The organism is Phenylobacterium sp. (assembly GCF_046463815.1).
GTDB lineage: Bacteria > Pseudomonadota > Alphaproteobacteria > Caulobacterales > Caulobacteraceae > Phenylobacterium.
In genome coordinates, this window is the sequence record NZ_JBKBRO010000014.1 from 100,841 (window position 1) to 110,456 (window position 9,616).

A 9,616-nucleotide genomic window follows, 5' to 3' on the forward strand; every position below is an offset into this window, starting at 1 on the left:
CGTCAGGCCTTCAGCTTCCGGGCGCCGATGAGGTCGAGCATGAGCTTCTCGTAGAAGGGCTCCGCCTCGCCGCGCGCGACCTTGCCAATGAAGTACTTCTCGAAGCCCACCTTCGCGAGGTGGACCCAGCGGCCCTCGGCCGCCCAGTTGACGTTGCGCGGGGGGATCTGGGGCTGGGCGATGAAGGCCACCCCGCCATCGCCGAAATCGGCCAGGCAGATGGCGTTCCAGGTCGCCTCGGCCGTGGCGGGCTGGCCGTCGAGGATGGCCGAGAGGTTGCGGGCGATGGCCGTGACCATGCTCTCGATCATGAAGCCGGTCTTGGGCACGCCGACCGGCACCGGGGTCTTGCCCACCGGGGGGATGGCGACCGCCACGCCCAGGCCGAAGACGTTCGGGTAGGTCGGATTGCGCTGGTTCTTGTCGATGACGATGAAGCCGCGCGGATTGGTCAGCCCCTCGATCCCCCGGATCGCCGACACGCCCCGGAACGCCGGCAGCATCATCGAGAAGGCGAAGGGGACCTCGTGCCGGGCCTTCACCGAGCCGTCGTCGGCGACCTCCTCGACGTCCATGACGCCGCTCTCCACCTTGGCCACCCGGGCGTTGGTGATCCACTTGATGTGGCGGTCACGCATCTCGCTCTCGAGCATGCCCTTGGTGTCGCCGACCCCGTCCAGGCCCAGGTGGCCGATGTAGGGCTCGGCCGTGACGAAGGTCATCGGCACGCGGTCGCGCACCTTGCGGCGGCGCAGTTCGGTGTCGAGGATCATGGCGAACTCGTAGGCCGGGCCGAAACAGGAGGCGCCCTGCACCGCGCCGACCACGATGGGGCCCGGGTTCTTGACGAGGGCCTCGAAGGCTTCGGAGGTCTTCTCGGCGTGCTCCACGTGGCACACCGACTGGGTGAAGCCCTGGGGCCCCAGGCCCTCGATCTCGTCGAAGGCCAGCTCGGGACCCGTCGCGAGGACCAGATAGTCGTACTTCAGGTCCTGGCCGTCGTTCAGCTCGATGCGGTTCTCGGCCGGGTGCACGCGCTTGGCGCCCACCCCGGTGAAGCCGATGCCCTTCTTCTTCATCACCGGCGGAAGCTTGACCTCGATGTCGCCGCGCTTGCGCCATCGCACGGCCACCCAGGGATTGGACGGGACGAAGTGGAAGGTGTCGCCCTGGCTGACGACGGTGACGTCGGCGCGGGCGCCCACGGCGGCCTTGATCTCGAAAGCGGCGACGGTGCCGCCGAGACCGGCTCCGAGGATGGCGATGACGGGCTTTTCCATAATTCTACCTTGGTGATTTCCGGCCCGCCCGCCTTGAGCGAGGTCAAGGCGCGGCGACCGGCGTTCTCATAATGAACATCGGCCCTTGAACGGGCCTCTTGTATCGATATATGCGCAAATATGCATATTACGAGGGCCGCCGGCTCTCAAGTCCATGGAGACGCATTTTCATGTTCGGCCGTCACAAGGTCCGGGATCTCACCCCGAACGAGATCAACGCCATGCTTCAGCGCGGCGAGATCGTGCTGATCGACGTGCGCGAGCCCGCCGAGTTCGCCGCCGAACGCATCCACGGCGCGCTGAACTTTCCCCTGTCGACCTTCGATCCCAAGGCCCTGCCGGATCTCGGCGAGGTGCGGGCCGTGGTCTTCCAGTGCGGCTCGGGCAAGCGCTCGGCCACCGCCGTCGAGCGGTGCCAGGGCGCGGGGCTGAAGCACGACGCGCACATGGCCGGCGGCATCGCCGCCTGGCGCCAGGCCGGGCTGCCCACCATCCGCATCGACCCCGCCACCGGCGCGGTGACGGACGCCCGCTAGGACCAAGACCCGACCCATGAAGCGCCTTCCCCCGCTCCTCCTCGCCGCCGGCCTCGCGGTCGCGCCCCTGGCGCTTTCCGCCTGCGGCTCCGAGCCGCAAGAGGCGCAGGCCCCGACCGTCGCGGCCGCCCGCGAACGGATGACCCTGCAGCCGCGCCGGATCGCCGACCTGAAGCCGGTGGCCGCCATCGTCACGACGCGCGACATGGGTGAGGCCCGGGCGCGGATCAGCGGCACGCTCACCAAGCTGACGGTCCGGGAGGGCGATATGGTGCGCAAGGGCCAGCTCATCGGCGTCGTCACCGACCAGCGCCTGACCTTCGAAACCGGCGCCTACGAGGCGCAGGCCAGCGCTGCGGCGGCCGAGGCCGCGCGCGCCAGGGCCGATCTCGCCCGCTATCGGACGCTCTACGACAAGGGCTTCTATTCCAAGGCCGGGCTCGACCAGGCGGAAGCCGCATCGAAGGCCGCCGACGGCCAGCTCGCCGCCGTCCGCGCCCAGCAGGCGGCCAGCGCCGAACTGTCGGCCCAGGGCGCGGTACTGGCGCCCACCGACGGTCGAATCCTGACCGCCGACGTGCCGCTGGGCTCGGTGGTCATGGCCGGCCAGTCGATCGCCACCGTCACCGCCGGCGAGCCCCTGCTGCGCCTGGAGATTCCCGAGGCCCAGGCCCGCGCGCTCAGGGTCGGGGACCCCGTCCCCATCGAGACCCAGGACCTGCCGGGCGCCGCCGCGAGCGGGACCATCGCCCAGGTCTATCCCGCCGTGACCGCCGGCCGCGTGGTGGCCGACATCAAGGTCCAGGGCCTGCGCGCCGAACTGGTCGGCCAGCGGGTGCGGGTGCGGGTGAAGGTGGGCGAGCGCATGGCGCTGGTCGTCCCCGCCCGCTATGTCGCCACCCGCTACGGCGTGGACTTCGTCCGCGTGCTGGGCCAGGGCGGCCGGGCCAGCGACGTGGCCGTGCAGATCGCGCCGGGCCCGACGCCCGGCGAGGTCGAGATCCTGTCCGGCGCCGCCGGCGGCGACGTCCTGCTTGCCCAGACCCAAGCTCCGGCCCAGGCGGGACCCGCGAAATGAAGCTGGGACTCTCCGGGCGGCTCACCCAGGCGACCATCGGCTCGCCGCTGACGCCGCTGTTCCTGCTGGCGGCCATCGCCATGGGCCTGCTCGCGCTGATGTCGATCCCCCGCGAGGAGGAGCCGCAGATCAGCGTGCCCATGGTGGACATCATGGTCCAGGCGCCGGGCCTGCGGGCGACCGACGCCGCCGAGCTGGTGGCCAAGCCGCTGGAGACCATCGTCAAGAGCGTCGACGCCGTGGACCACGTCTACACCCAGGTCGAGGACGACAAGGTGCTGGTCACCGCCCGTTTCGACGTGGGCGAGGACCCGGACGACGCGGCGGTGCGCATCCACGAGAAGCTGCGCGCCAACTACGACAAGATCCCCGTGGGCATCCCCGAGCCGCAGGTCGTGACCCGGGGCATCAACGACGTGCCCGCCGTGGTGCTGACCCTGTCGCCCAAGCCGGGCTACGCCGGCCGCTGGACCGACCAGGCGCTCTACGAGATCGCCCGAAAGCTCCGGACCGAGGTCGCCAAGGTCGAGGACGTGGGCCTGACCTTCATCGTCGGCGGCCGGCCCGACGAGATCCGGGTCGAACCCGATCCCGAGCGCCTGACCCTGCACGGCGTGCCGCTGTCCTCGGTGATCGAGGCGGTGCGACAGGCCAACCGCAGCTTCCCGTCGGGCTCGATCCGCGAGGGCGGCCAGGCCCTGGACGTGGCCGCCGGCCGCACCCTCGCCTCCCCCGCCGACGTGGGCCTGCTGACCGTTGCCTCGGTGAACGGCGAGCCGGTCTACCTGCGCGACGTGGCCGACGTGATCCAGGCGCCGCGCGAGGACCAGGCGGGCGTCTGGCGGTATGCGAAACGCGACGGCCGCTGGACCGACGCCCCGGCCGTGAGCCTGGCCATCGCCAAGCGCAAGGGCGCCAACGCCGTCGTGGTGGCCCAGCACATCGAGGAGAAGCTGAAGACGCTCGAAGGCTCGCTGATCCCCGAGGGCCTCGACGTGGCCGTGACCCGCGACTACGGCGAGAGCGCCAACGAGAAGGCCAACGAGCTCCTTTTCCACCTGGGGTTGGCGACGGTCTCCATCGTCATCCTGATCGGCTTCGCCATCGGCTGGCGCGAGGCGGCCGTCACCGCCGTGGTCATCCCCACCACGATCCTGCTGACGCTCTTCGCCTCGAACCTGATGGGCTACACCATCAACCGCGTCAGCCTGTTCGCCCTGATCTTCTCGATCGGCATCCTCGTCGACGACGCCATCGTGATGATCGAGAACATCGCCCGCCACTGGGCGATGAACGACGGCCGCGGCCGGGTGCAAGCCGCCGTCGAGGCGGTGGCCGAGGTGGGCAATCCCACGGTCGTGGCGACCCTGACGGTCGTGGCCGCCCTGCTGCCCATGCTGTTCGTCTCCGGTCTGATGGGCCCCTACATGGCGCCGATCCCGGTGAACGCCTCGGCGGCCATGGTCTTCTCGTTCTTCGTGGCCGTGGTGATCGCGCCCTGGCTGATGGTCCGCTTCGCCCGCCAGGCCCTGGCGGATGGCCATGGCCATGACGGCGAGGGCCGCCTGGGCGGCGCCTACCGGGCCGTCGCGGGCCGGGTGATCGCCACCCGCCGCAGCGCCTGGATCTTCCTGATCGGCGTCGGCGTCGCGACCCTGGTCGCCATGTCGATGTTCTACTTCAAGGCCGTGACCGTGAAGCTCCTGCCGTTCGACAACAAGTCCGAGCTGCAGGTGGTCGTGGACATGCCCGAGGGGACCAGCCTGGAGGCGACGCGCCGGACGCTGGCCGCCGCCGCGGCCGTCGCCCAGACCGTGCCCGAGGTGGTCTCGATGGAGGCCTACGCCGGGACCGCCTCGCCGTTCAACTTCAACGGCCTGGTGCGCCACTACTTCCTGCGCAGCCGGCCGGAGCAGGGCGACCTGGCGGTGGCCCTGTCGCACAAGTCGGAGCGCAAGCGCGCCAGCCACGCCATCGCGCTGGACCTGCGCGAGCGGCTGGCCAGGCTGCCCCTGCCCAAGGGCGCCTCGATCAAGGTGGTGGAGGCCCCGCCGGGACCGCCGGTGATGGCCACCCTGCTGGCCGAGGTCTACGGCCCCGACGCCCAGACGCGGCGGGCGGTCGCCGCCGAGGTCAAGAAGCTGTTCCAGGGCGTGCCCTACATCGTCGACGTGGACGACAGCTGGGGCGAGCCGCGGCCGCGCCTGCGGCTGACGCCCAACCGCGAGAAGGTGGAATACTTCGGCCTCTCGGAAGGCGAGGTGTTCGATTCCATCGGCGCCATCCTGGGCGGCTCGACCGTCGGCTATTCCCACCGCGGCGAGGGCCGCAACCCGGTCGAGATCGCCGTGCGCCTGCCCCAGTCGGACCGCACCTGGAGCGAGCGGCTGGCCGCGACGCCGGTGGCCGTCGCCAACACGGCCCAGGGCCGCCGCCTGGTCGAGCTGGGCGAGGTGGTGGAGGCCACGCGCGAGACGGGCTCCTACCCGATCTACCGCCGCGACGGCCGCGACGCCGAGATGGTCATGGCCGACCTGGCCGGCCGCTACGAGGCGCCGATCTACGGCATGCTGGCGGTGGACGACGCCATCAAGGCCCACGACTGGGGAAGCCTGCCCAGGCCCGACATCCGCCTGAACGGCCAGCCGATGGACGAGAACCGCCCGACGGTCCTGTGGGACGGCGAATGGGAGATCACGTGGGTGACGTTCCGCGACATGGGCGCGGCCTTCGGCGTGGCGATCCTGGGCATCTACGTCCTGGTGGTCGCCCAGTTCAAAAGCTTCCGCCTGCCGCTGGTGATCCTCACCCCCATTCCGCTGACCCTGGTGGGCATCGTGGCCGGCCACATGCTGTTCCGGGCGCCGTTCACCGCCACCTCGATGATCGGCTTCATCGCGCTGGCCGGCATCATCGTGCGCAACTCGATCCTGCTCGTGGACTTCATCCGCCACCAGCAGGCGGACGGACGGCCCCTGCGCGACGTGTTGCTGGCGGCGGGCGCGATCCGCTTCAAGCCGATCCTGCTGACGGCGCTGGCGGCCATGATCGGGGCGGCGGTGATCCTGTTCGACCCCATCTTCCAGGGCCTGGCCATCAGCCTGCTGTTCGGCCTGGCGTCGTCCACCCTGCTGACCGTGCTCGTGATCCCGGCCATCTACATCGTGCTGCGCGACGACGGCCGGCCGCCCTCGCCGGCGGGCGTCGCCGCCCCGGCCCCCGACAACGTCCGCCCGCTTCGCCCCTCAGGCGACAACGTTGGCGGGCAACATGCGCGACGCCTACATTAGCGCGATGACGAATACCCCTGCTGGACGCCTGCCGAAGCCCGCCGAGCTCGAAGAACTCGAGCGGCACGCCGCGGCCGCCGCACGCCTGATGAAGCTGATGGCCAGCGAGCAGCGGCTGATCCTGATGTGCCGCCTGGGCGAAGGGGAATGCTCGGTGGGCGAACTGGCGAATCACGTCGGCCTCGCCCAATCGGCCGCCTCCCAGCACCTGGCCAAGCTGCGCGCCGAGGGCGTGGTCTCCACCCGCCGCGACGGCCAGACCATCTACTACCGCCTGGACGACCCGGCGGCGGCGCGGGTGATCGACACGCTCTGCGACATCTACCGGGGCCAGCCGGCGGGCTAGAAGCGCCGGCGACGCGCGTCGCGGACGATCTCGCGGGCGGCGTTGTGGCCGGGCGCGCCGGTGACGCCGCCGCCCGGATGCGTGCCCGCGCCGCACTGGTAGAGGCCCTTCACCGGGGTGCGGTAGTCGCCCGCGCCCAGCACCGGCCGGGCCGAGAAGAGCTGATCGAGGGTCAGGCGGCCGTGCATGATGTCGCCGCCCACGAGGCCGAAGGTGCGCTCCAGGTCGAGCGGCGAGAGGATTTGGCGCCCCAGCACCGACTTCGCGAACCCCGGGGCATGCCGGTCGACCGTGGCGATCATCAGGTCGGCCACCTCCTCGCGGCAGTCGTCCCACGAGCGGCCGTCCGGCAGTTGCGGCGCCACCTGCTGGCAGAACAGGCTCGCCACGTGCCGGCCCGCCGGCGCCAGGCTGTCGTCCAGGGTGGAGGGGATCAGCATCTCGACGATGGGTTCGCGCGACCAGCCGTGAGCGCGGGCGTCGGTGTAGGCCCGGTCCATGTAGTCCAGGGTGGGAGCGATGATGATCCCGGCGGTGAGGTGGTCCCCCGGCTCCGGCAGCACCGTGAACCTCGGCAGTTCGGACAGCGCCACGTTCATCCGGAAGGTGCCCGAGCCCGAACGGTAGCGGGCGATGCGCTCGGCGAAGTCGGCCGGGACGACGCCGGGGTCGACCTTCGAGAACAGGAGCTGCGGGTGGAGGTTCGAGACCACCGCCCGGGCGCGGATCGTCTCGCCGCCCTCGGTCACCACGCCCACGGCCCGGCCCTTCTCGGTCAGCACCTCGGCCACGGCGGCTCCGGTGCGGATCTCCACGCCGCGCTCGCGGCAGCAGGCGGCCATCGCCCCGGTGATCGCGCCCATGCCGCCGATGGCGTGGCCCCAGGCGCCCTTCCTGCCGTTCACCTCGCCGAAGACGTGGTGCAGCAGGACATAGGCCGAGCCCGGCGTGTAGGGGCTGGCGTAGTTCCCCACCACCCCGTCGAAGCCGTAGACGGCCTTGATGGGCTCGCTCTCGAACCAGCCGTCCAGCCACTCGCCGGCCGACTGCGAGAACAGGGCCAGGAGGTCGCGCTTGGCGGTAAGGTCCAGCTTCGAGAGGCGTCGGCCCAGGCTCGCGCTCTTGAGGAGTTCGGGGAGGGCCTTCGCGAAGCCGCCCTCCACCAGGTTGGGCGGGGTTTCCATCACGAGGTCGCGCAGCACGTCGGCGATGCGGTCCAGGCGTTCGCCGTAGGCGTCCAGGCGCTCGGCGTCGCGGGCCGAGAAGCGGGCCACCTCGGCCTTGGTGCGGCCCTCGCCGGTGGCCAGGTAGTCGCCCTCGAACGGCAGGAAGTTGGAGACCTTCCGCTCCACCACCTTGAGGCCGTGGCGATGGAGCTCCAGGTCGCGGATGACCTTCGGGTTGAGCAGGCTGACCGTGTAGCTGGCGACCGAGTTGCGGAAGCCGGGATGGAATTCCTCGGTGACGGCCGCCCCGCCGACGACGGCCCGGCGCTCCAGCACCACGACCTTCAGCCCCGCGGCGGCGAGATAGGCGGCGCAGGTGAGCCCGTTGTGGCCGCCGCCGATCACGATCACGTCCGTCACGCCCGCCGCTCCCCTGGCTTCTTGTGCGCAAGGGGTGTGCTACGGATCGGGGCCGCCGCGCAACTTCGGCCTATTCGACGACGCCCACGGCCTCGCGCATGCCCCGAAGGCGCCCCAGGATCACCTCGCTCTCCTCATCCAGGCCGCCGCCCGCGCGGTTGACGAGGGCGAGCGCGTCGAGGTGCAGGCGGAGCGCATCGGTGTGCCAGACCCCGCTGGTCACCAGGTTGTCGACCATGGCGCTGATGCCGCGGGCCACCTCGCCCACCGCTTCCATGCCGGCCGCGCCGGCCACCTCGGCCACGTCCAGCGCCGCCCCGCCGAGCGTGCGGCATTCGGCGAACAGCTCCTCCTCGCCCTGCTCGGCGAAGACGCGAATCTCCTCCAGCTTCTCGGCGACATAGGCGCGGATGGCGTCGCCCAGGGCCGTGACCCGGGTCTCGGCGTCGGCGATCAGCTCCTGGGCGGTGGGGGCCTCCAGCGACTGGAGGATCTCGGCCAGCCTGTTCTCGGGCGTGAAGATGCGCACGACGGTCATGGGCGGCTATCCGAACAGGGAATCCACCTCGTCCTGCGACATGGCGCGGACGGGGTTGGAGACGAGGGCGATGGCCGAGGAGCGCCGCTCGGGGATGCCCTCGGGCAGGAGCTGCTGCTTGATGCGGCGGTCGGGGCCGCAATAGGACTCGGTGGTGACGAACTGGCGGTTGTTGCGGGCCAGCCATTCGATGCGGCTGAGCAGCACGCCGGGCGCGATGGGCTTCTTGACGATCATGTTGGCCCCGGCGTCCCGGGCGGTGATCACCTTCTCCAGCGGCGTGTTGCCGCTCACCATCACGATCGGGGCGGTGAAGTTCGGCCCCTCGGGCTGGCGGCGGATATGGCGGGTCAGCGAGATGCCGTCCTCCTCGGGCATCTCGTCGTCGATGATCAGCAGGTCGTAGGGCACGGCAGACGCGGACTCACGCGCCTCCTCGGCGGACCGGCAGGCGGTGATCCTGCCCACCCGGAACCCCATCAGCACCTGGGTCATCAGCTCCAGGGACTGGGGATTGTCGTCCACCAAGAGGACCTTGGCCTTGCGCAGGTCCAGCCGTGTCGACGAGGAGAGCATTTTGCGTCACCGGTCTCCGTCTTGGCCGCGGGCTACGACGTCCCGCTCTCGAACAGCGCGTCGGCCGCGGCCTGGTCCAGGCCCTGGCCGCGGGCCTGCGGGCCCTCGAGCAGCGGGTCGCCATCCACGGCGCCCAGGGCGACGGCGCCGATCATCGAATCCAGCTTCGCGAGCCTCTGGCCCGCGAGGTCCTGGAAGGCGCAGGCCTCGAGGATGGCGCAGAGCATCCGCTCCAGCCCGTCCAGAGCCTGGGCGTCGCCGCCGCGCACGGCCTCGATGTCCCGCAACCCCTTCTCGGCCGCCGCCAGCATGGCGTCGGCGGCCTCCTCGATCTCGCGGCGGATGTTGGCGATCAGGTCGCGCGCCTCGGCCTCGGCCACCGCTAG

Annotated in this window: 8 protein-coding genes and 1 pseudogene; 4 read left to right on the forward strand and 5 right to left on the reverse strand. The window is 71.0% G+C overall.

Annotated elements, in window-relative coordinates; genetic code table 11:
• Positions 1 to 2: 2 nt before the first annotated feature.
• Positions 3 to 1,280, reverse strand: coding sequence for an NAD(P)/FAD-dependent oxidoreductase (locus ACK4TT_RS11190; protein WP_409633325.1), 1,278 nt, complete (start codon positions 1,278 to 1,280; stop codon positions 3 to 5).
• Between the two features lie 170 nt (positions 1,281 to 1,450).
• Here ACK4TT_RS11190 and ACK4TT_RS11195 point away from each other — a divergent pair, with 170 nt between their 5' ends.
• The 4 genes from ACK4TT_RS11195 to ACK4TT_RS11210 are packed head-to-tail and all read left to right on the forward strand — an operon-like array spanning position 1,451 to position 6,530.
• The gene (locus ACK4TT_RS11195; RefSeq protein WP_409633327.1) at positions 1,451 to 1,816 is read left to right on the forward strand and encodes a rhodanese-like domain-containing protein; all 366 of its coding nucleotides are present in this window, start codon (positions 1,451 to 1,453) and stop codon (positions 1,814 to 1,816) included.
• 16 nt (positions 1,817 to 1,832) lie between these two features.
• Positions 1,833 to 2,894: an efflux RND transporter periplasmic adaptor subunit gene (locus ACK4TT_RS11200; RefSeq protein ID WP_410212997.1), complete on the forward strand. Its 1,062-nt coding sequence runs from the start codon at positions 1,833 to 1,835 to the stop codon at positions 2,892 to 2,894.
• Positions 2,891 to 6,184 carry an efflux RND transporter permease subunit gene (locus tag ACK4TT_RS11205; protein WP_410212998.1) on the forward strand — a complete coding sequence of 1,098 codons (3,294 nt, stop codon included), beginning with the start codon at positions 2,891 to 2,893 and terminating at the stop codon, positions 6,182 to 6,184. The genes ACK4TT_RS11200 and ACK4TT_RS11205 overlap by 4 nt, the downstream gene beginning before the upstream one ends.
• Entirely contained in the window at positions 6,165 to 6,530 is a 366-nt protein-coding gene (locus ACK4TT_RS11210) for an ArsR/SmtB family transcription factor (RefSeq protein ID WP_409633333.1), read from the forward strand. The genes ACK4TT_RS11205 and ACK4TT_RS11210 overlap by 20 nt, the downstream gene beginning before the upstream one ends.
• Here ACK4TT_RS11210 and ACK4TT_RS11215 read toward each other — a convergent pair.
• From ACK4TT_RS11215 to ACK4TT_RS11230, 4 genes and pseudogenes are all read right to left on the reverse strand, one after another.
• On the reverse strand, positions 6,527 to 8,116 hold the full coding sequence (locus ACK4TT_RS11215; RefSeq protein WP_409633335.1) for a phytoene desaturase family protein: 1,590 nt from the start codon (positions 8,114 to 8,116) through the stop codon (positions 6,527 to 6,529). The genes ACK4TT_RS11210 and ACK4TT_RS11215 overlap by 4 nt on opposite strands.
• A 70-nt stretch (positions 8,117 to 8,186) precedes the next feature.
• Complete coding sequence (locus ACK4TT_RS11220; RefSeq protein WP_410212999.1) at positions 8,187 to 8,654, reverse strand: hypothetical protein; 468 nt, start codon at positions 8,652 to 8,654, stop codon at positions 8,187 to 8,189.
• A 6-nt stretch (positions 8,655 to 8,660) separates the two neighbouring features.
• On the reverse strand, positions 8,661 to 9,230 hold the full coding sequence (locus ACK4TT_RS11225; RefSeq protein ID WP_409633339.1) for a response regulator: 570 nt from the start codon (positions 9,228 to 9,230) through the stop codon (positions 8,661 to 8,663).
• 32 nt (positions 9,231 to 9,262) lie between these two features.
• Positions 9,263 to 9,616 (reverse strand): annotated as a pseudogene (locus tag ACK4TT_RS11230) (hypothetical protein); the annotation flags it as partial.

Excerpts from the sequence above, each read along its gene's own strand:
- ACK4TT_RS11225 (WP_409633339.1), bottom strand. The coding sequence starts at position 9,230 with ATGCTCTCCTCGTCGACACGGCTGGACCTGCGCAAGGCCAAGGTCCTC.
- ACK4TT_RS11205 (WP_410212998.1), top strand. The coding sequence starts at position 2,891 with ATGAAGCTGGGACTCTCCGGGCGGCTCACCCAGGCGACCATCGGCTCG.
- ACK4TT_RS11210 (WP_409633333.1), top strand. The coding sequence starts at position 6,165 with ATGCGCGACGCCTACATTAGCGCGATGACGAATACCCCTGCTGGACGC.
- ACK4TT_RS11195 (WP_409633327.1), top strand. The coding sequence starts at position 1,451 with ATGTTCGGCCGTCACAAGGTCCGGGATCTCACCCCGAACGAGATCAAC.
- ACK4TT_RS11190 (WP_409633325.1), bottom strand. The coding sequence starts at position 1,280 with ATGGAAAAGCCCGTCATCGCCATCCTCGGAGCCGGTCTCGGCGGCACC.
- ACK4TT_RS11220 (WP_410212999.1), bottom strand. The coding sequence starts at position 8,654 with ATGACCGTCGTGCGCATCTTCACGCCCGAGAACAGGCTGGCCGAGATC.
- ACK4TT_RS11200 (WP_410212997.1), top strand. The coding sequence starts at position 1,833 with ATGAAGCGCCTTCCCCCGCTCCTCCTCGCCGCCGGCCTCGCGGTCGCG.